This is a genomic window from uncultured Azohydromonas sp. (assembly GCF_937926365.1).
Classification (GTDB): domain Bacteria; phylum Pseudomonadota; class Gammaproteobacteria; order Burkholderiales; family Burkholderiaceae_C; genus Azohydromonas.
In genome coordinates this window covers 1-18875 of record NZ_CALAOH010000205.1, presented here as the reverse complement: position 1 = coordinate 18875, position 18875 = coordinate 1, and the positions used below count along the sequence as shown (strand labels likewise).

Annotated in this window: 21 protein-coding genes; 12 read left to right on the top strand and 9 right to left on the bottom strand. The window is 70.9% G+C overall.

Annotated elements, in window-relative coordinates; translation table 11 throughout:
* From Q0741_RS21975 to Q0741_RS21925, 11 genes are all read left to right on the top strand, one after another.
* On the top strand, positions 1-241 hold a 241-nt coding region (locus tag Q0741_RS21975), incomplete at its 5' end, for a helix-turn-helix domain-containing protein (RefSeq protein WP_298235324.1).
* A gap of 238 nt (positions 242-479) precedes the next feature.
* Positions 480-1142, top strand: a complete 663-nt coding sequence (locus Q0741_RS21970) for an MBL fold metallo-hydrolase (RefSeq protein ID WP_298235323.1) — start codon at positions 480-482, stop codon at positions 1140-1142.
* A 50-nt stretch (positions 1143-1192) separates the two neighbouring features.
* The gene (locus Q0741_RS21965; protein ID WP_298235327.1) at positions 1193-1915 is read left to right on the top strand and encodes an ATP-binding cassette domain-containing protein; all 723 of its coding nucleotides are present in this window, start codon (positions 1193-1195) and stop codon (positions 1913-1915) included.
* A 99-nt stretch (positions 1916-2014) separates the two neighbouring features.
* A complete protein-coding gene (locus Q0741_RS21960; protein ID WP_298235322.1) occupies positions 2015-2974 on the top strand; it encodes a PQQ-dependent catabolism-associated beta-propeller protein in 960 nt (319 codons plus the stop codon).
* Complete coding sequence (locus Q0741_RS21955; RefSeq protein WP_298235321.1) at positions 2974-4137, top strand: ABC transporter substrate-binding protein; 1164 nt, start codon at positions 2974-2976, stop codon at positions 4135-4137. The genes Q0741_RS21960 and Q0741_RS21955 overlap by 1 nt, the downstream gene beginning before the upstream one ends.
* Positions 4138-4184: 47 nt before the next feature.
* Positions 4185-4967: an ABC transporter permease gene (locus Q0741_RS21950; protein ID WP_298235326.1), complete on the top strand. Its 783-nt coding sequence runs from the start codon at positions 4185-4187 to the stop codon at positions 4965-4967.
* A gap of 16 nt (positions 4968-4983) precedes the next feature.
* A complete protein-coding gene (locus tag Q0741_RS21945; RefSeq protein ID WP_298235320.1) occupies positions 4984-5664 on the top strand; it encodes a MotA/TolQ/ExbB proton channel family protein in 681 nt (226 codons plus the stop codon).
* A 7-nt stretch (positions 5665-5671) separates the two neighbouring features.
* On the top strand, positions 5672-6277 hold the full coding sequence (locus Q0741_RS21940; protein WP_298235319.1) for a hypothetical protein: 606 nt from the start codon (positions 5672-5674) through the stop codon (positions 6275-6277).
* Complete coding sequence (locus Q0741_RS21935) at positions 6274-6768, top strand: hypothetical protein (RefSeq protein ID WP_298235318.1); 495 nt, start codon at positions 6274-6276, stop codon at positions 6766-6768. The genes Q0741_RS21940 and Q0741_RS21935 overlap by 4 nt, the downstream gene beginning before the upstream one ends.
* Positions 6768-7487 (top strand): hypothetical protein, encoded by a 720-nt coding sequence (locus tag Q0741_RS21930; RefSeq protein ID WP_298235317.1) that lies wholly within the window; start codon positions 6768-6770, stop codon positions 7485-7487. The genes Q0741_RS21935 and Q0741_RS21930 overlap by 1 nt, the downstream gene beginning before the upstream one ends.
* A 62-nt stretch (positions 7488-7549) precedes the next feature.
* Positions 7550-8488 (top strand): tripartite tricarboxylate transporter substrate binding protein, encoded by a 939-nt coding sequence (locus Q0741_RS21925; protein WP_298235325.1) that lies wholly within the window; start codon positions 7550-7552, stop codon positions 8486-8488.
* Between the two features lie 36 nt (positions 8489-8524).
* On the opposite strand, the gene Q0741_RS21920 is transcribed toward Q0741_RS21925, so the two are convergent.
* The 6 genes from Q0741_RS21920 to Q0741_RS21895 form a co-directional block, all read right to left on the bottom strand.
* Complete coding sequence (locus tag Q0741_RS21920; RefSeq protein ID WP_298235316.1) at positions 8525-9070, bottom strand: PEP-CTERM sorting domain-containing protein; 546 nt, start codon at positions 9068-9070, stop codon at positions 8525-8527.
* Between the two features lie 93 nt (positions 9071-9163).
* Positions 9164-9916, bottom strand: coding sequence for a hypothetical protein (locus Q0741_RS21915; RefSeq protein WP_298235315.1), 753 nt, complete (start codon positions 9914-9916; stop codon positions 9164-9166).
* 40 nt (positions 9917-9956) lie between these two features.
* On the bottom strand, positions 9957-11696 hold the full coding sequence (locus Q0741_RS21910) for a PQQ-dependent methanol/ethanol family dehydrogenase (RefSeq protein WP_298235314.1): 1740 nt from the start codon (positions 11694-11696) through the stop codon (positions 9957-9959).
* Between the two features lie 147 nt (positions 11697-11843).
* Positions 11844-12881, bottom strand: coding sequence for a quinoprotein relay system zinc metallohydrolase 1 (locus Q0741_RS21905; protein ID WP_298235313.1), 1038 nt, complete (start codon positions 12879-12881; stop codon positions 11844-11846).
* A complete protein-coding gene (locus Q0741_RS21900; protein WP_298235312.1) occupies positions 12878-13663 on the bottom strand; it encodes a quinoprotein dehydrogenase-associated SoxYZ-like carrier in 786 nt (261 codons plus the stop codon). The genes Q0741_RS21905 and Q0741_RS21900 overlap by 4 nt, the downstream gene beginning before the upstream one ends.
* Positions 13664-13824: 161 nt before the next feature.
* Positions 13825-15930, bottom strand: a complete 2106-nt coding sequence (locus Q0741_RS21895; protein ID WP_298235311.1) for a TonB-dependent receptor — start codon at positions 15928-15930, stop codon at positions 13825-13827.
* A gap of 177 nt (positions 15931-16107) precedes the next feature.
* Between Q0741_RS21895 and Q0741_RS21890 the strand changes: the two genes are divergently transcribed.
* A complete protein-coding gene (locus Q0741_RS21890; RefSeq protein ID WP_298235310.1) occupies positions 16108-17220 on the top strand; it encodes a substrate-binding domain-containing protein in 1113 nt (370 codons plus the stop codon).
* A 93-nt stretch (positions 17221-17313) separates the two neighbouring features.
* Here the strand turns inward: Q0741_RS21890 and Q0741_RS21885 are convergent, their stop codons facing one another.
* From Q0741_RS21885 to Q0741_RS21875, 3 genes are all read right to left on the bottom strand, one after another.
* Positions 17314-17640 carry a cupin domain-containing protein gene (locus Q0741_RS21885; RefSeq protein WP_298235309.1) on the bottom strand — a complete coding sequence of 109 codons (327 nt, stop codon included), beginning with the start codon at positions 17638-17640 and terminating at the stop codon, positions 17314-17316.
* 10 nt (positions 17641-17650) lie between these two features.
* On the bottom strand, positions 17651-18493 hold the full coding sequence (locus tag Q0741_RS21880) for a substrate-binding domain-containing protein (protein WP_298235308.1): 843 nt from the start codon (positions 18491-18493) through the stop codon (positions 17651-17653).
* The coding region (locus tag Q0741_RS21875; RefSeq protein ID WP_298235307.1) for an ATP-binding cassette domain-containing protein at positions 18484-18875 on the bottom strand (392 nt) is incomplete at its 5' end. The genes Q0741_RS21875 and Q0741_RS21880, both read right to left, overlap by 10 nt.

The window sequence follows — 18875 nt, the reverse complement described above, 5'->3', positions numbered from 1 at the left end:
CGCGGCCTATGGCGCCGCGGCGGGCTCGCCGCAGGCCGGCCCGACCGGCGCGGGCTTCGTGCCCTCGGCGCCGCCCGCGCCCAGCGCCCGCACGCTGCATGAGCAGGAAATCGCCATGATCCAGGCCGCGCTCGACGCCGCCGGGGGCAACATCTCCGAGGCCTCCAAGCGACTGGGCATCAGCCGCAACACCATCTACCGCAAGCTGCGCTGGAACCGCCAGGACGGTGACGCCACTTGAGCAGTCACCGGGTTTGCACTGTGTCAGCCTGCAGCGGAACTGCTCCCGGGTGGCACGACATTGTTAATCCGGCGAACTGTTTGATGCCTTAACCGTTGCAAAACCCATCGGCACGGCTTTTGCGAAACGGCGTCAAAACCCCACCCGGACCGCCCTGGCGGCGGTCCCGGACGATCAGGAGACACTCCGTGCCGATTCACCCTCCTTGCGCCGCGCTGGCCCGCCGCGCCGCCGCATGATGAAACTGCTGCTGCTCGGTGCCGAGGGCAGCGCCGCGCGAGCCGCCGCGCTGTCCGACGGCACCCGCTGGGTGCTGCTCAACGCCCCAACCGACCTGGAGCGCCAGCTCCAGCGCCATCCCCAGTTGCAGGCCCAGCCGCTGGCCGGCGTGGTGCTCATGGACGCCCAGATGAACCACGTCGCGGGCCTGCTGGGCCTGCGCGACGGCCCGCCGGTGGAGCTCTATGCCACGCCCGCCGTGTTCGAGTCGCTGACCACCGAGCTGCCGCTGCTGCAGGTGGTGGACCGCTGCTGCGGCGTGCACTGGCACCTGCTGCCCGTGGCCGGCGACAGTCCCGCGGCGCCCTTTCACATCGACGGGCTGCCCGGGCTGCGCTTCACGGCCTTCGCCATCGGTGACGAGTACGCGCCCGGCGCCTCGCTGGCGCTGGAAGTGGAAGACCTGCGCGACGGCCGCCGCCTGCTGTACTGGCCCGGGCCGCGCCCCCTGCCGGCCAACCACGGCGCCGACTGCCTGCTGCTGGGCGACTCCGGCGCGGCGCAGCCGGGCGAGAACAGCGCGCGGCGCGTGCTGCTGCACCCGGCCGCCCCGCATCCCGAACAAGCGCCCAGCACCGTGGCCCTGGAGCATGCCTTCGACGGCATGGAGATCGAGCTGTGAGCAGCGTGCCGCTACCCGCCCCGGCCCCGCAGGCCCTGCCCGTGGACGCGATGCCGCCCCGGCTGCGCCTGGCCGGGCTGCATAAGCGCTACGGCGAGCGCGTGGCCCTGAAATCGCTGGACCTGCAGCTCGCGCCGCGCAGCTACGTCGCGTTGCTGGGCCCCAACGGCGCCGGCAAATCCACCCTGTTCCAACTGCTCACGGGGCTGTTCGCGCCCGATGCGGGCGAGGTGGAGATCGACGGGCTGTCGCTGCGCCGCAGCACGCGCCAGGCGCTGGCGCGCATCGGCGTGGTGTTCCAGCAGATGTCGCTGGACCTGGACCTGAGCGTGCGCCGCAACCTGCAGTTCCATGCCCAGCTGCATGGCCTGCCCGCGGCGCTGGCGCGCCAGCGCATCGAGGAAGCCGTTGAAACCTTCGGCCTGACCAAGGACCTGCCCCGCGCGGTGCGCGAGCTCTCCGGCGGCAACCGGCGCAAGGTGGAGCTGGCGCGCGCGCTGCTGCACCGCCCCGCCCTGCTGCTGATGGACGAGCCCACCGTGGGGCTGGACCCGAAGTCGCGCCGCGATCTGCTCGGCGCCATCCGCGCCGACGTCGCCGCACGCGACAGCACCGTGCTGTGGGCCACGCACCTGGTCGAGGAGGCGCAGGCCGCCGACCGCGTGCTGGTGCTGCACAAGGGCGTGCTGCTGGCCGACGGCACGCCCGAGGCGGTGACGCAGCAGCTCGGCGGCGGCACGCTGGAGGAAGCCTTCGTCAAAGCCACTGCCTGACACGGGCACATGCCGCGGCGCGGAAAGCGCTCCCGCCACGGCGTGACAACATGCGACGCGCACGCAGATGCGCGCGCAACTGACTACAGGAGACGAACCTTGAAGAAGACGCTGTTGGCCAGCCTGCTGGCCCTGTCGGGCCTTGCGGCCTCGGCCCAGACCGCCTGGGTGTCGAGCGAGAAGGACCATGCGCTGACGCTGGTGGACCTCAAGACGCAGGCCGTGGCCGGCGTCATCAACACCTGCAAGCGCCCGCGCCACATGCAGGTGGCGCCGGACGGCAAGCGGCTGTTCGTGGCCTGCACCGAGTCCGGCCAGGCCGACGTGATCGACATCGCCAGCCGCAAGTCGGTCGGCCGCGTCGCGCTGGGCGATGAGCCCGAGGCCTTCGACTTCTCCAAGGACGGCAAGGCGCTGTACGTGTCGGCCGAGGACGAAGGTGCGCTGGTGACCATCGACGCGGCCAGCGGCAAGACGCTGGCCTCGGTGCCGGTGGGCAAGGAGCCCGAGGGCGTGAAGACCTCGCCCGACGGCAAGCTGGTGTTCGTCACCTCCGAGGTGGCCAACATGGTCCACGTGGTGGACACGGCCAGCGGCAAGCTGCTCAAGAACATCCCGGCGGGCAAGCGCCCGCGCCGCATGGTGTTCACGCCCGACGGCGCGCAGCTGTGGGTGAGCAACGAGCTCGACGCGAGCGTGAGCATCATCTCGGTCAAGGACCTGGCCGTGGTCCACACCATCAAGCTGGCGCTCAAGGGCGCGCGCGCCGAGGACATCACGCCCGTGGGGCTGGCAATGACTCGCGACGGCAAGACCGCCTTCGTCTCCATGGGCCGCGCCAACCACGTCGGCTTCATCGACGTGGACAGCCGCCAGCTCACCAAGACGGTGCTGGTGGGCAAGCGCGCCTGGCACGTGGCGCTGAGCCCCGACGAAACCCGCCTGGTGGTGAGCAACGGCCTGAGCGACGACGTGACCATCGTGGACGTGGCCTCGGCCAAGGCGCTCAAGAGCGTGCCCGTGGGCCGCGTGCCCTACATGGCGGTGGTGCTGAACTGATGCGCCGCGCCGTGCTCCGTCCCCTGGCCGCGGCGCTGCTGCTGGCCGCCGGCGCCGCGCAGGCGCTGCCCTACAAGGCCACGCTGCTGGTACGCGCCGACGACCCGCGCCTGGCGCGCGACCGCCTGGAGCGCGCCTACCTGGGCCATCCCGGCGGCCCGGCCAGCGACGGGCTGCAAGTGGCGATCAAGGAAGCCGCCTTCGAGCTCGATGCCGCCGGCACCGCGCTGACCCTGGAAACCGTGCCGGTGGCCGACGCCGCGGCGGCGCGCGCGGCGGCGCAGAAGGCCGAGAAGGCCGGCGCCGCCGTGCTGCTCACCGACCTGGACGCCGCCGCCACGCTGGCCGTGGCCGACGCGGTGCAGCGCCCGGTGCTCAACCTCGGCGCCGGCGACGACCGGCTGCGCGAGGCCGACTGCCGCCCCCGCCTGCTGCACCTGGCGCCCAGCGAGCGCATGCGCGCCGACGCCCTGGCGCAGACGCTGTCGGCGCGCAAGTGGCCGCAGGTGCTGCTGCTCACCGGCCCGTCCCCACAGGACGCCGAGCGCGGCGCGGTGGCGCAGGCCGCCATCAAGCGCTACGGACTCAAGCTCGTGGCCAACAAGCCGTTCAAGCTCTCGGCCGACCCGCGCGAGCGCAACCTGGCCAACCCGCTGCTGCTCACCGGCGGCGCCAGCTACGACGTGGTGTGGGTGGTGGACAGCGACGGCGAGTTCGCCCGCTCGCTGCCCTACCGCACGGTGCTGCCGCGCCCGGTGGTGGGCGATGCCGGGCTGGTGGCGCTGGCCTGGCATGCGCAGTTCGAGCGCTTCGGCGCGCCGCAGGTGGCGCGGCGCTTCACGAAGGCGGTGAACCGGTCCATGACCGCCCCCGACTGGTCCGCCTGGATGGCCGGCAAGACGCTGGTGGCCGCGGCCGTGGCCGCGCCCAAGGGGCCGCAGGCCGCCTTCGAGAAGGCGCTGCTGGCGGGCAGCTTCGACGGCTCCAAGGGCGTGGTGATGAGCTTCCGCCCCTGGGACGGCCAGCTGCGCCAGCCGCTGCTGCTCACCGACGGCCAGGGCGTGATCTCCACCGCACCGGTCGAAGGCGTGCTCCATCCCAAGAACGCGCTCGACACCCTGGGCGCCGATGCGCCGGAGAAGCTGTGCAAAGCCCGACCCTGACCCCCGCCCGCGAGCGCCTGGGCGTGATCGCGCACGCGCTGCTGGCGATGCGCGCCATCGTCTGGCGCGAGCTGCTGAAGTTCTCGCAGCAGTCCGGCCGCCTGGTGTCGGCGCTGGTGCGGCCGCTGCTGTGGCTGGCGGTGTTCGCCGCGGGCTTCCGCAACGTGTTCGGCATGGCCATCGCCGAGCCCTACGACACCTACACGCCCTACGACGTCTACATCGCGCCGGGCCTGGTGGGCATGGTGCTGCTGTTCAACGGCATGCAGTCGAGCCTGGCGATGGTCTACGACCGCGAGATGGGCCTGATGCGGCTGCTGCTGACGGCGCCGCTGCCGCGGCCGTGGATCCTGCTGTCCAAGCTCATGGCCACCGCCGTGTTGTCGCTGGCGCAGGCCGCGGCCTTCGTCGTCGTCGCGGCGCTGCTGGGCACCGAGCTGCCGGTGCTGGAGCACCTGCTGCCGGTGCTGCTGGCGGCGGTGTGCGGCGCGCTGATGCTGGGCGCGCTGGGCCTGCTGCTGTCGGTGCACATCAAGCAGCTGGAGAACTTCGCCGGGACGATGAACTTCGTCATCTTCCCGATGTACTTCATGTCCACCGCGCTCTATCCGCTGTGGAAGCTGGAGGAGTCGGGCGCCAACTGGGTGTACCAGGTGGCGCGCTTCAACCCGTTCACGCACGCGGTGGAGTGGATGCGCTTCGCGCTCTACGGCAAGGACCCGGGCATCTCGCCCTGGATCGTGCTGGGCACGCTGGCGGTGTGCTTCATCGTCGCGAGCTGGGGCTACGACCCGCAGCGCGGCTTCGGCGCGCTGACCAAGCGCGGCTGAGAGGGAGGCGATGAAGATGCTCCCTTCCCTGGCGGCGATCACGCCGCGGCGCGCCCGTGGCCGGGCCGACGCCGCGCCGGTGGAGCCCCTGGCCTTCGAGTGGCTCGCCTTGGCCGGGCTGCTGGCCTTCGCCACCTGGCTGCTGGGCGTGCGCGGTGTGTGGGGCCTGCTGCTGTCGGCCGATCCGACCGGGCTGACGCTGGTGATCATCGTCATCTTCTTCACCGCCTCGCTGTGGTGCGGCACGCGCACGCGCGTGCTGCAGCGCGAGCGGCAGCTGCTGGCCCAGGGGCCGCAGGGCGACGGCTGGGCGGCGGAGTACCTGCGGGCGCTGCGCGCGCGGCCCCAGGACGGCGGCGCCCCGATGGACCTGCTGCTGGAGCGCACGCACGGCCCGCACGGCACCGCGTGGTGGGTCAACGGCATCCAGCTCAAGCTGGGGCTGCTGGGCAAGGTGATCGGCTTCTCGATCCTGGCGCTGCAGATCGGCAAGCTGCAGAACTTCGACCCGGCGCAGTCGCAGGAGCTGCTGCGCCAGCTCACCACGGGCCTGGGCGTGGCGCTGCTCACGACCATGGTGGGGCTGGTGGGCAACATCCTGCTGGGCCTGCAGCTCACGCGGCTGGACCGCTATGCCGACGTGCTGGTGGCCGACATCCAGCGCGCCGGGCTGAGCCTGGACGCGGGCGAGGAGTGAGGAAGGCATGCGCCGGCGCCGCACGACCCGCGAGGCCGAGGTCGATCCCTTCTATGACATGTTGTTCAACATGCTCATCGCCTTCGTCTTCTGCTTCATCGTGGCGCTGCTGGCGATGAACCCGAAGGCGCTCAAGGCGGGCGACATCCCCGCCAAGGCCGAGTTCATCATCAACGTGTCCTGGCCGGACATGGACCCCAACGACCTCGACACCTGGGTGCAGGACCCCGCCGGCGAGCTGGTGTGGTTCCGCGCCCGCGAGGCCGGGCTGATGCACCTGGACCGCGACGACCGCGGCCTGACCAACGACACGGTGGTGATCAACGGCAAGCAGGTGGTCAACCCGCTGAACCAGGAAGTCGTCACGCTGCGAGGCATCGAGCCGGGCGAGTTCACGGTCAACGTCCACTACTACGAGACCAAGAACGGCAAGCCGGTGGAGGCCACCGTCTCCGTCATCAAGGTCAATCCCCGCGCGGACGTGGTGTTCTACGGACAGGTGCAGCTGGCCCGCAAGGGCGACGAGGCCACGGCCGTCCGCTTCACGGTGCTGCCCGACGGCAACGTCACCAACGTCAGCACGCTTCCCAAATCGCTGGTGCAACGGTTATGACCCTCGCCCTGATCCTCTCTCTCGCGGTGCTGGTGCTGCTGTGCGCGCTGGCGCTGGTGTGGTCGCGCTGGCCGGCCTGGCTCAAGGGCCTGCTGGTGGTGGCGGTGACGGTGTTCTACTTCTTCGCCGACGACACGGCGCACGGCCTGGCGGGCTGGCCCAATGCCGACCCGCTGCCGGAGAAGTTCGTGCTGCTCGCGGCGGTGATCGAGGAGCCCGGCAAGACCACCCCCGGCGCGCTCTACGTCTGGGTCAACGCGCTGGAGAACGGCAAGCCCGCGCGCCAGCCGCGCGCCTACAAGCTGCCCTACGCCAAGGACCTGCACGCGCTGCTGGACGAGGGCATGAAGAAGGTACGCCAGGGCGTGAGCCAGGTCGGCACCGCCGAGCCGCGCGTGGGCAAGGGCGGCGTGTCGTGGCTGCGCCCGGGCAGCGACGAGCAGCGCATCACCATCCGCGACCTGCCCGCGCCGCAGCTGCCGGAGAAATGATGCGCGCGCACCTGCTGCTTCTCCCGGGGCTGGCGGCCACCGCCACGGCACTGCTGGCCGGCTGCGGCGCCAAGGCGCCGGGCGCGGAGCTGTTCCCGCTCGAATCGGGCCACCGCTGGACCTACGAGCTGCGTACCGAGTGGGAAGACGAGCGCGTGGAGCGTGAGTTGCGCAGCTTCGAGACGCTGGGCAGCGACGGCTCGCTGGACGACGGCGCGGCCTTTCTGCGCCGCAGCGACGCGGGCATGGACTACTGGCTGCGCGCCGACGACAGCGGCGTCTTCCGCGTCGCCAGCCGCAGCCTGGTGCAGGCCGAGCCCGAGCGCGACGAGGCGCGGCGCTACGTGGTCAAGGCGCCGCTGGCGGTGGGCACGCAGTGGGCGGCGCCCACCATCACGTACCTGCTGCAGCGCCGCCAGGGCTTCCCGGCCGAGGTGCGACACAGCGCGCCGGCGGTGCCCATGAACTACGTCATCGAGGCCCTGGGCCAGGCCGTGGACACGCGCGCGGGGCACTTCGAAGGCTGCCTGCGCATCAAAGGCACGGCGGCGCTGAAGCTGTTTGCCGATCCGGTCAGCGGCTGGCGCGAGCTGCCGCTGCTGACCACCGAGTGGTATTGCCCCGGCGTGGGGCTGGTGAAGCTGCAGCGCCAGGAGCTCGCGGGCTCGCCCATGCTGCTCGGCGGCACCCTGACCATGGAGCTGTTGTCATGGCAATGAGACAAGACCTGCTGGCGCGCCGCGGTGCGCTGCGGCGCATCGCCGGCACGCTGCTGGCGCCCATGGCCGGCACCGCCAGCGCCATCGTGCTCGCGGAGCCCGCCGACCGCTTCCCCAGCCGTCCGGTGACGCTGTGGGTGCCCTGGGCCGCGGGCGGCGCCACCGATCTGACCATGCGGCTGCTGGCCGAGATCGCCGCGCGCCATCTGGGACAGAAGGTGCTGATCGAGAACCGCGGCGGCGCCGGCGGCACGCTGGTCATGCCGGTGCTGCAGCAGGCCGCGCCCGACGGCTACACCATCGCGCAGATGCCGCAGCCGGTCTTTCGCGCGCCCTGGGTGCAGAAAGTGCTCTGGGACCCGATCCGCGACACCACGCCCATCATCCAGATCAGCGGCGTGACCTTCGGCATCGTGGTGCCCGTCAGCAGCCCGGTGCGGACGCTGGAAGACCTGTTCGATTGGGCCCAGGCGCACCCGGGCGAGCTGACGGTGGCGACCAACGGCACCGGCACCACGCCGCACCTGGTGATGGACGAGCTCTTCGGCCGCCGCAACCTGCAGTGGGTGCACGTGCCCTACAAGGGCGTGGCGCAGCAGATGATCGCCGTGTCCGCGGGACAGGTCATGGCGGGCGTGACCTCCAACGGCTTCGCGCCCTTCGTGGACGGCGGCCAGCTGCGCCTGCTGGCCACCTTCGGCGACCACCGCACCAAGCGCTGGCCCCAGGTGCCCACGCTCAAGGAGCTGGGCCACGGCATCGTGGCCATGTCGCCTTACGGGCTGGCCGGCCCGCGCGGGCTGCCGCGCGCGGTGGTGAACACGCTGCACGACGCCTTCAAGGCCGCGATGTTCGATCCGCAACATGTGGCCGAGCTGGCCAAGTACGACCAGGAGCTGGCCTACCTGGGGCCCGAGGACTACGCGCGTAGCATGCGCGAGACCTACGCGGCCGAGCGGCGCGCGGTGGAGAAGCTGGGGCTGGCCAAGGGCAGCAGCTGAGCCTGCCGCTGCGCTGCCCCTGGAGCCCCGCAGCCCTCAGGCGTTGCGCCGGATGAAGGCGATGCCCAGCAGCGCCGCACCCAGCAGCGGCAGGCTGCCAGGCTCGGGAACGGGGAATGGGCTGGTGCTCACGTTCAGCACCACGCGGGTGTCGGCATCGAAGGCCAGCCCCTGCCAGTTCAGGGCGATGGTGTCGTCGGTGAAGCTCAGCCGGCTCGCGTCCAGGCCGACCATGTTGGTGGCCGCGTCGATGGTCACCGAGGCGAAGCGGTCGATGTTGCTGAAGATGTCCGTGAGCACCCAGCCGTTGAACGTCGCCGGACCAAACGTCCCGCTGTGGCTGAAATCGACGATGACCTGGTCGGCCGTGACGTCCATGGAGCCGATGGCGTCGGTGAGGGTGTAGAACTCCGCGTCCGGGCCCACGATGAAATTGCTGTTGACGTCGGGCGTGCCCGCGTAGGACGTGCCCGAGTCCGGGTAGTAGTACTGGTAGTTGAGAACGCTACCCATCAGCGGTGCCGCCATGGCGCTGCCCACCGCTGACGCTGCCAGAACGGCAACCGCCAAAACTTTCTTCACGATTTCTCCTCCTGCCCAAGGGGCGCAAGTTACGAAATCGTGCTTTTTTCACTACCGCTTGCGCACCACCCAAACAGGGGCGATGCGCGCAGCCTACAGGTCGTAGGCCACGACGCCGATCACCACGCCGTTGCGCCAGCGACCATCGTCCTGCTGGCGCTGCACGCTCAGGTCCAGCGCCAGGCGGTCGCGGCGCAACCAGTGGCGGATGCCCGCGTGCAACAGGCGCTTGCCCGGCTGCCAGACCGCCTCGCCGAACCCCCAGGTGCGCCCCGCCAGCCGCCGCTCCAGCCCCGCGGCCAGGAAGCCCTGGCCGCCGCCCGAGGGCTCACGCTGCCAGCCCAGGTTGACGTGCGCGAGGCCCTGCTCCTGCCACAGCGGCACGCTCAGCGGCAACTGCACCGTCAGGCCACGGCGCGCGCGCCTGCCCGGCGGCTCGCCCGGCTCCGTGGCGCCTTCGTCGCCTTCCAGGCGCTCGCGCGTGAGGCCCAGCGTCACGCTCAACCCGGCGCCCCACCCGTCGCGCTCGCTGTCGTTGAAGAGCTGCTTGAACTCCAGCTCGGCCTCGCGTGCATGCTCGCCGCCGCCGGCGCGCTCCACGGTCCACTCCAGTTCCACGGAGGTGGCGCGCGTGAAGCCGTATTCGAGCCCGAACTGCAGCGCGTTGTCCGCACCGGTGCGGATCAGGCGTCCGCCCAGTGACCAGGACTGCTCGTCGTCCTCCATCGCCGCGGTGCTCAGCACGAGGTAGGGCCGGTCCGCGGCACGCGCGGGCGGCGCTGTAAAACAAAAAACCAGGGCCGCGCACAGCGCCAGCCCTGGCTGAAAGCCAGGCCATCGTGTCATCGCTGACAGCTTAGCCCGGCCACCCCGGTTTGCTTTCGAATTACTTCATCAGCTTGAACACCCAGACGGAGCCGCCCTGCTCCAGGTAGTTCACGCGCTTGGCCACGTCACCGCCCCACAGCGGCACCGCGCCACCCCAGCCGGAGACCACGGCCACGTACTGCTCGCCCTTGTCTTCCCAGGTCACCGGCGGCGCGACCACGCCGGAGCCGGTCTGGAACTTCCACACCACCTTGCCGGTCTTGGCGTCGGCGGCCTGCAGGAAGCCCTCGGGCGTGCCCCACCACACCAGGTTGCCGCCGGTGGTCAGCACGCCGCCCCACAGCGGCGCGTTGTTCTTGACCTCCCAGGCGATCTTGCCGGTCTTGGGGTCGATGGCGCGCAGCGCGCCGATGTACTCCTCGTTGAGCGTCTTGATCGTGAAGCCGGCGCCCAGGTAGGCCGCGCCCTTCTTGTAGGTGATGGGCTCGTTCCAGATGTCCATGCCCCACTCGTTGGCCGGGACGTAGAACAGCTTCGTGTCGGGCGAGTACGCCATCGGCATCTGGTTCTTGCCACCCAGGAAGCCCGGCGCGGCGAACACGGTCTGGCCCTTCTTGCCGTCGGGGCTGGCGATGGGGTCGCCCGGGCGGTTCTCGGGCACGTAGTTGGGACGGCCCGTCTTCAGGTCGATGCCGGTGGCCCAGGTGATCTTCTTGACGAAGGGGAAGGCGTTGACCAGCTGGCCGGTCTTGGCGTCGTTGACGTAGAAGAAGCCGTTGCGGTCGGCCTTGCCGCCCAGGATGCGGCCGCCGTCATCGAAGGTCACGAACTCGTTGACGCCGTCGAAGTCCCAGCCGTCGTTGGGCGTGTTCTGGTAGTGCCACTTGATCTGGCCGGTCTTGACGTCGATGGCCACCGTCGAGCACGAGAACAGGTTGTCGCCCTTGCGCAGGTTGGAGTTCCACGGGGCCGGGTTGCCGGTGCCGAAGTAGGCCAGGCCCGTGCGCGCGTCGTAGGTGCCGCCCAGCCAGGTGGCGGCGCCGCCGGTCTGCCACAGGTCGCCCGGCCAGGTCTTGCCCGGCGTGCCGGAGACGCCGTTCTCGATCTGCTTGCCGTCCTTGTCGTAGCGGTAGCCCATGTGGCCTTCCACCGTCGGGCGCACCCACACCAGCTGACCCGTCTTGGCGTCGCGCGCCTCGACGCGGCCCACCACGCCGAACTCGCCGCCGGAGACGCCCGTCAGCAGCAGGCCATCGACGATCAGCGGCGCGGCGGTGGCGGAGTAGCCGGCCTTGTAGTCGTCGATCTTCTCCTTCCACACCACGTCGCCGGTCTTCTGGTCCAGCGCAACGAGTTGCGCGTCCAGCGTGGCGAAGATCACCAGGTTGTCGTAGAGCGCGGCGCCGCGGTTGATCACGTCGCAGCAGGGCATGATCCCTTCGGGCAGGCGGTGCTCGTACTTCCACAGCTTCTGGCCGGTCTTGGCGTCCAGCGCGTAGATGCGCGAGTACGAGCCCGTGACGAACATGCGGCCGTCATGAATCAGCGGCTGCGACTCTTGGCCGCGCTGCTTCTCGCCACCGAAGGAGAAGGACCACACCGGCACCAGCTTGCCGATGGTGGAGGTATTGATCTGCTTGAGCGGCGAATAGCGCTGGCCCTGCGTGCCAATGCCCCAGGACAGCACGTCACCGGTGGTCTTGGCGTCGTCCAGGATCATCTGGTCGGTCACGACGGCCTGGGCAGCCATCGAGCCCATGGCCAGGGCGACCAGCGTGGTGATCATCTTCAAGCGCATGTTGTCTCCTTCGTGAGTGGATGCGGTGTTCGACCGGTTCGTGCGGTCGCTGCGCGGGGACACATTGCGCAACAAGCGTGCCACCGCCGCGAACCGCTTTCGAGCCGCTCCAGAAGCCGTTTCGGCCTCCGGGAAGCGGCCTTGTAGTCAGGGTTTCTCCGCAAGTTGTCCCAGCTTTTCACACGCGGCGCGCGCCTTGGTGTCACAGGCCGGCTGCAACGCCGCCTGTTCGTAGCGCGGGTACAGGTGCACGACGTTGCGCGTGTACTCGGTGGCGCGCGCGGCCCAGCCCTGGAACTCCTCGGGCAGCGGGCTGCGCAGCAGCTCCGTCATCTCCAGCCCTTGCGCCGCGGCGCGCTGCAGCGCGCCTTCGAGCCAGCCCAGGTAGCGTTGCGTCATCGCCAGTCCCTGCGCGTCGGCGCGCACCGGGCCGTGGCTGGGCACCAGCGCCGTCAGGCCGTGCGTGGCTGGTTGCGCCGGCAACGCGGCCTGCAGCGCACGCAGGCTCTGCTGCCACTGCGGCAACTGCGCGTGCGGCGTGGTGGGAATGCGCTGCACGAACACCAGCCCGCCGGCGAAGACCACCCCGCTGCGGCGGTCCACCAGCACCAGGTCGCTGTCGGTGTGGCCCTGGTACTCGCGCAGCTCGAACTCGCGCCCGCCCATGCGCAGCACGCCCGGCGCCAGGTCGCCATCGGGCAGCAGCGCCTGCGTGCCCTTCATCCAGTCGCCGCAGAGGCGGTAGAGGTTGTCCTCGTAGGCCTTGGCCTCGCGCGCCATGCCGGCGCGCGTGGCCGGGGTGGCCAGGCGCGGCACGTCGGCAAAGGCCTGGTTGCCCAGGAAGTAGTCGGGATGCAGGTTCAGGTGGATCACCTGCTTCACCGGCTCGCCGGCGGTGCGCTCGATGAGCACGCGCAGCTGCTGCCCGTACTTCAGCGAGGGCCCGGTGTTGATCACCAGCACGCCCGCGCCCGTGGCGATGAAACCGGTGTTGATGATGTTGCAACCGTTGGCGGGCTCGAAATCGGCGTTGGCGCCCTCCACCACCCACACTCCCGGCGCCAGCGCGCGGGCCTGCAGGCCGTAGTCGAGGCGGGAAGGGTCGGGCTGGCCGGCCACGCCCGGGGACACGGCGCCGGCCAGCGCCAGCGCGGCGGCGGCGCACAGGAAACGAAGGTGCTTCATGGCAGCAGGCGGCGGCCGATGGCCGCGTCGAAACGGTTGCCGTTGTTGTCGCTGCCGCGCACGCGCAGCGCCCCCTGCACCCGGCCGGGCAGCTCGAAGCTCAGCACCGGGTTCTCGCTCAGCGGCTCGTGGCCGTTGAACAGCAGCAGCTCGCGCCCGCCCTCGTCCAGCACCGCCAGGCGGTTGATGTAGAAGGCCGGCACGCCGGCCACCAGCCCGGTGTCCATCGGGTGCATCACGCGCAGCCGCAGCCGCGTGGCCTGCGCATCCAGCGGGCTCTCGAACAGCGCGCCGCTGACCTGGCCCAGCGTGCTGGCCCAGCTGCCGTCCGAGCGCGTGACGCCCGGCACGGTGCAGCCGCCGCCGGTGGATTCCACCCAGGTGCCGCCCACGTGCCACACGCCGTCGCCGGTGCGCACCGCGGCGCGCACGGGGCTGGCCTGTTCGAGCTTGAAGCGAAAGCTCAGCGCCGGCAGCGCCAACTGCGGATGGAAGTCCAGCACCTTGCGGATCGGGTTGCGGTCCACGATCACCGCGATCTGCTTGACGTCGCTCAGCCCCAGTGCCGACACGCTCACCGGCACCGCCATCGGGTCCTCGGCGAAGGCCGGGCCGCGCACCTGCACGCGCTCGTCGAACACCACCGGCGCCTGGCCCAGGAACTCGCGCCGGATGTCCTCCCATTGGGAGGAACCCAGCGGGTCCTTGTCTCCTTGCGCCCGCACCGCCGGCGGCGCGGCCAGCCACGCCAGCGCCCCGCCCATCACATGACGTCTTTTCATGGGATTGACTGTGCCGCGCGGCAGGTTACCGCCGCCATTCCGGGTCAACCCGGGAAGTGCTCCAGAGTGGAGCAACGGCGTGCGGGAGGCGGATGCCCGACCCGGACCGGAGCGCTTGAAGTTTGCGCTGCGTCAGATCCGCGCCGGGGCCGGCGCCGAGCTCAGAGCCCGCCGTACACCCGCACGCCCAGCAGGAAGCTGCGCGGCGCGGCGGTTTCGTAGAAGCGGCGGTTGCCGTCGTTGACGATCACGCTGCCGGCGTAGACCTTGTCGGCCAGGTTGTCCACGCGCGCCAGCAGCTCGACCTTGCGCCCGCCGGCCAGCGGCCAGCTCTTGATCCAGCGCAGGTTGGTGACCACGAAGCCGGGCGCGAACTCGCTGTTGATGTCGTTGACCGCGGTACGACCCAGCGCCCGCGCCTCCAGCGCCCACTCGCCCAGGCCCGCATCGCGCCAGGCGATTTCGCCGAAGGCGCTGGTGCGCTGGGTGCCGGCGATGCGGTTGCCCGCAGCCACGGGCACCGTGGGCGTGGTGCACGGCGGCGCGCCGCAGGTGAGGAAGCCGTCGCGGTAGCTGGCATCCAGGTACGTCAGGCCCAGTTGCGTGCGCCATGCACCCTGCGGCTGCCAGGTGGTGGACAGCTCCAGGCCCTCGCGCCGGGTGCGGCCGACGTTCTGATAGCTGGCGCGGCCGCCGCTGTTGGTCGCGACGCCAAGCTCGTTCTTGGTATCGGCGCGGAACAGCGCAGCATCGAGCGACCATGGGCCCGTGCGCCACTTGGCGCCGATCTCGTACTGGCGGCTGGTCTGCGGCTGCAGCCCGGCGTTGAAGCCCGGCGAGCCGTCGGGCCGGTAGGCCAGCTCGGTAAGCGTGGGCGACTCGAAGCCGCGCGCCGTGCTGGCGTGCAGCTGCAGCGAGGGCAGCGCCTGCCAGCGCAGACCCAGCACCGGGTTGGTGTAGTCGAACGAGAGCTCGCCCGAGTCGTCGCCGTTGCTCAGGTAGGCGTCTCGCGTGCGCATCTTCACGCGCCCGCTGCGCACGCCGGCGCTGGCAGTCAGGGCGGGCATCAGGCGCCAGTCGGCCTGCGCATAGGCGTCGCGCGTGGTGGCGCGGTTGCGCTCGTCGCGGCGCTGCGCGCCGGTGACGCCCAACTGCTGTGTGGGGCCGGTGCCAATGAAGTTCTCGTAGCCGCGGCGATCGTCAGCCTGGGTTTCCAGGGCCACGCCGGTGAGCAGGTCCACGTCGTCCCAGGCCCAGCGCAGCCGGGCGTCCACGCCGTGGTAGTCGCGGTCGAAGTCCACCACCCCACCGCCGTGGCGCGGCGGCGTCTGCGTCGCCACAGGGATGGATTGCCACTGCGTCACGCTGCGCCGGCCGGCGTAGGCCGCCACCTGGCTCTCGCGCAGCGCGCCCTCGCCGAAGCGGTGTTGCCAGCTGGTGCCGAGTTGCGTCTGCTCAGCTTCCTTTCGGGTGTTGAACTGCAGCGCCTCGGGTGTGGTCTGGTAGGGGTTGGCCTGGAACTGGTCGCGCGTGAGCCCCAGCGGGTCCAGCGCCGGCTGGCTGAAGTACCCGGCCTGCACCACCACGCGGTCGCTCTCGCCCTGCCAGCCCAGCCGCGCGTTGAAGGTGTGGCGCTTGGCTTCCATCTGCGGCCGGAAACCGTCGTACTCCATGGTGGAGCCGCTCAGGCGCAGGTCGAAGCCGCCGCCCAGCGGCGCCTCCACGCTGCCGCGCAGCTGGCGCAGCCCGTCGCTGCCCACGTCCAGCGCCACCTCGCCCTGGCGCTCGCGCACGGGCGAGCTGAAGGCCGCGATCACGCCACCGGAGCTGTTGCCGTAGAGCACCGAGAAGGGCCCGCGCAGCACCTCGATGCGCGAGGCGCCGGCAAGGTCGAAGTGCGACACCTGCCCTTGCCCATCGGGCATGGTGGCGGGAATGCCGTCGCTGTACAGCCGCAGGCCGCGCACGCCGAAGGTGGCGCGCGCACCGAAGCCGCGCGAGCTGACCTGCAGGTCCTGCGCGTAGTTGTTGCGGTTGTTGACGATGAGCCCCGGCACGCGCGCCAGCGCCTCGGAGAGATTGATCATCGGCCCGGCCGCGCGCAGCTCCTCGCGGCCGACGACGCCGATGGCATAGGGCACCTCGGCCGCGACGCGCTCGCGCACCGAGCCCGTCACCACCACCTGCTGCGTCGTGCCCTGCCCGGCCATGGCGCCTTCCTGCGCCAGCGCGCCCAATGACGCCAGCGCCGCCGCGCAAGCCAACACACAAGGACGCAGTCGGGGGGTCGGCGGGAAAACTCGGATGTTCATCGTTGTGGAAAGCGGATCTGAAAACGCAGCCCGGGATCAGACCCACAAGCGCGCCACGTGCCAAGGGGGCACAAACCCCTGTTGTGGCTGCGCCGCGATGGAACAGATGCCCCCGCTACCATCGCGCGCCATATGCAAACGCGCGGCATCCATCTGCAGTACAGCTTCGAGTCCCGCGGCCAGCGCGGGCCCGAAGTCGAGAACCCTTTGTTCGACCTGCTCAACAAGTTGCAGGAACACGGCTCCATCCGCCATGCCGCCACGGCCATGGGCGCGTCGTACCGCCACGTGTGGGGCTCGCTCAAGCACTGGGAGCAGGTGCTGGGCGAGCCGCTGGTGCACTGGACGCAGGGCCAGGCGGCGCGGCTGACGCCTTTCGCGCAGCGGCTGCTCATCGCCGAGCGCCAGGCGCGCACGCGCATGACGCCGCACATCGAGGCGCTGCGTGCCGAACTGGAGCACGTGCTGGCGCAGGCCCTTGACGGGGGCCAACTGGTGCTGGAGGTCTTCGCCAGCCACGACCTGGGCCTGCCGCTGCTGCGCGAGCTGGCGTTGCAGCGGCAGTTGCACATCGGGCTGCGCTTCGCGGGCAGCGTGGACGCGCTGCGCGCGCTGGCGCAGGGCCGCTGCACGGTGGCGGGCTTCCACGTGCCGCACCTGCCCGACGGCTCGCCGGTGTTCGCCGCCGCGCTCAAGCCGCTGCTCAAGCCGGGCCTTCACAAGCTGATCGGCTGCCTGCGCCGCCAGCAGGGACTGATGCTGCGCGGCAGCGGCCTGGTGGACCGGCGGCTGTCCCTATCCGACCTGCCCGGCTCCGGGCTGCGCTTCGTCAACCGCCAGAGCGGCTCGGGCACACGGTTGCTGATGGACCACCTGCTGCAGGCCGCGGGCGTGGACCCGGCATCGATCGGCGGCTACCTGGCGCGGCCCGAGGACTCGCACCTGGCGGTGGCGGCGGCCATTGCCAGTGGGCAGGCCGACGTGGGCCCGGGCATCGAGGCCGCGGCGCGCGAGTTCGGCCTGGACTTCGTGCCGCTGACCGAGGAGGACTACTACCTCGTGTGCCTGAAGGACGCGCTGGACAGCGCGCCGGTGCGCGCGCTGCGCGCGGCGCTGGAGAGCCCCGAGTGGCCCGAGGCGCTGCAATCTCTGCCTGGCTACGCCGCGCCCGACGCGGGCCAGGTGCTGTCGCTGACCAAGGCGCTGCCGTGGTGGCATTTCAAAACGCCGAAGAAGGGCCGGTAGGACGGGGGCCGCACCAGGCGGGAGAACCGCCATCACGAGCCAGCGGGACGGTGGCCTCTCATGCAGTGTTTGAAACGACGGCTTGGGCGGGCTTCAGGCGTAGAACACCGCCAGCCACACCGTCGGCCGGTCCGGGTCGGTCCACGTCACCTTGTGGCGCACGTGGGCGGGGATGTCCACGTGGTCGCCCCGGCGCAACTCCAGCTCGCGCCCGTCCTCGAACAGCAGCCGCCCCGCACCCTCCAGCACCAGCACCCACTCGTGCTCGTCCTGGTCGAACCAGCCTTCGGCGGGCGCGGTGTGGCCCTGCGAGACGATGCGCTCGATGCGCACGCCGCCGCGCTCCAGCAGCGTCAAGAACTGCTCCTGCGCCGAAGGCTCGGGCAGCGAGGCGAACAGGTTCGATGGGGCAGCGCTCATGCCCCGGTTTTTACTGCGCGTTGGCGTTGGGGAAGAACAGCTGCTCGCCGTTGATCTTGTAGGCCGCGATGGTGGACTGCCCCGCCGGAGACACCACCCAGTCCGCGAAGCGCTGCGCCTCCTTCACCTTCACGTGCGCATGCTTGGCGGGGTTCACCACGATCACGCCGTACTGGTTGAACAGCTTCTTGTCGCCCTCGACCAGGATGGTCAGATCAGCGCGGTTCTTGAAGCTCAGCCAGGTGCCGCGGTCCGCCAGCACGTAGGCGCCGCTGGAAGCGGCGATGTTGAGCGCCGGGCCCATGCCGCAGCCGCATTCCTTGTAGCCCGCGGGTTTGTTGGCCGCCATGTCCACGCCCGCCTGCTTCCAGAAGCGCAGCTCGGCGGCGTGCGTGCCGCTCTTGTCGCCGCGCGAGACGAACGGGGCCCCGGCCGAGGCCAGCTTGCCCATGGCGGCGGTCGCGTCCTTGCCCTTCACGCCGGCCGGATCGGCCTTGGGCCCCACCAGCACGAAGTCGTTGTACATGACGGCCTGGCGCTTGAGGCCGAAGCCCTCGGCCACGAACTTCTCCTCGGCCGCCTGGTCGTGCACGAACACGATGTCGGCGTCGCCGCGGCGGGCCATGTCCAGTGCCTGGCCCGTGCCCTGCGCCACCACGCGCACCTCGATGCCGGTCTCCTTGGTGAAGGCCGGCAGCAGGTGGCCGAAGAGGCCCGACTGCTCGGTGGACGTCGTGGACGCCATCACGATGAACGGCGCGGTCTGCGCCTGCGCGCTGCCCAGCGCGGCCCACAGGACGGTGGCGCCAGCCAGGAAGGTGCGCAGCAGGGTGCGGCGGGAACTCAATGCCATGGCAATTCGCCTTTCAGGAATAGCGCCGCCTCGGGCGGCAGCGGGTCGTTGAAGAAACTCTCCACGGGCCGGTCCACCACCAGGCGGCCGTCCTCCAGGTAGATCACGCGCGTGGCCATGCGCTTGGCCTGGCCGAGGTTGTGGGTGCTCATCACCACCGTCATGCCCTCGGCGGCGAACTCCAGCACCAGCGCCTCCACCTCGCGCTTGGCCGCCGGGTCCAGGCTGGCCGTGGGCTCGTCCAGGAACAGCACCTCCGGGTGCACCGCCCAGGCCCGCGCCAGCGCCAGGCGCTGCTGCTGCCCGCCGGAGAGCACGCGCGCGGGCCGAGCGGCATGCGCCTCCAGCCCGACGCGGCGCAGCGCCTCGTCGGCGCGCGCGG

Excerpts from the sequence above, each read along its gene's own strand:
- Q0741_RS21945 (WP_298235320.1), top strand. The coding sequence starts at position 4,984 with ATGCTCCCTTCCCTGGCGGCGATCACGCCGCGGCGCGCCCGTGGCCGG.
- Q0741_RS21930 (WP_298235317.1), top strand. The coding sequence starts at position 6,768 with ATGCGCGCGCACCTGCTGCTTCTCCCGGGGCTGGCGGCCACCGCCACG.
- Q0741_RS21910 (WP_298235314.1), bottom strand. The coding sequence starts at position 11,696 with ATGCGCTTGAAGATGATCACCACGCTGGTCGCCCTGGCCATGGGCTCG.
- Q0741_RS21950 (WP_298235326.1), top strand. The coding sequence starts at position 4,185 with ATGCGCGCCATCGTCTGGCGCGAGCTGCTGAAGTTCTCGCAGCAGTCC.
- Q0741_RS21915 (WP_298235315.1), bottom strand. The coding sequence starts at position 9,916 with ATGACACGATGGCCTGGCTTTCAGCCAGGGCTGGCGCTGTGCGCGGCC.
- Q0741_RS21880 (WP_298235308.1), bottom strand. The coding sequence starts at position 18,493 with ATGGCATTGAGTTCCCGCCGCACCCTGCTGCGCACCTTCCTGGCTGGC.
- Q0741_RS21905 (WP_298235313.1), bottom strand. The coding sequence starts at position 12,881 with ATGAAGCACCTTCGTTTCCTGTGCGCCGCCGCCGCGCTGGCGCTGGCC.
- Q0741_RS21900 (WP_298235312.1), bottom strand. The coding sequence starts at position 13,663 with ATGAAAAGACGTCATGTGATGGGCGGGGCGCTGGCGTGGCTGGCCGCG.
- Q0741_RS21885 (WP_298235309.1), bottom strand. The coding sequence starts at position 17,640 with ATGAGCGCTGCCCCATCGAACCTGTTCGCCTCGCTGCCCGAGCCTTCG.
- Q0741_RS21970 (WP_298235323.1), top strand. The coding sequence starts at position 480 with ATGAAACTGCTGCTGCTCGGTGCCGAGGGCAGCGCCGCGCGAGCCGCC.
- Q0741_RS21935 (WP_298235318.1), top strand. The coding sequence starts at position 6,274 with ATGACCCTCGCCCTGATCCTCTCTCTCGCGGTGCTGGTGCTGCTGTGC.
- Q0741_RS21940 (WP_298235319.1), top strand. The coding sequence starts at position 5,672 with ATGCGCCGGCGCCGCACGACCCGCGAGGCCGAGGTCGATCCCTTCTAT.
- Q0741_RS21955 (WP_298235321.1), top strand. The coding sequence starts at position 2,974 with ATGCGCCGCGCCGTGCTCCGTCCCCTGGCCGCGGCGCTGCTGCTGGCC.
- Q0741_RS21890 (WP_298235310.1), top strand. The coding sequence starts at position 16,108 with ATGCAAACGCGCGGCATCCATCTGCAGTACAGCTTCGAGTCCCGCGGC.
- Q0741_RS21925 (WP_298235325.1), top strand. The coding sequence starts at position 7,550 with ATGGCCGGCACCGCCAGCGCCATCGTGCTCGCGGAGCCCGCCGACCGC.
- Q0741_RS21965 (WP_298235327.1), top strand. The coding sequence starts at position 1,193 with ATGCCGCCCCGGCTGCGCCTGGCCGGGCTGCATAAGCGCTACGGCGAG.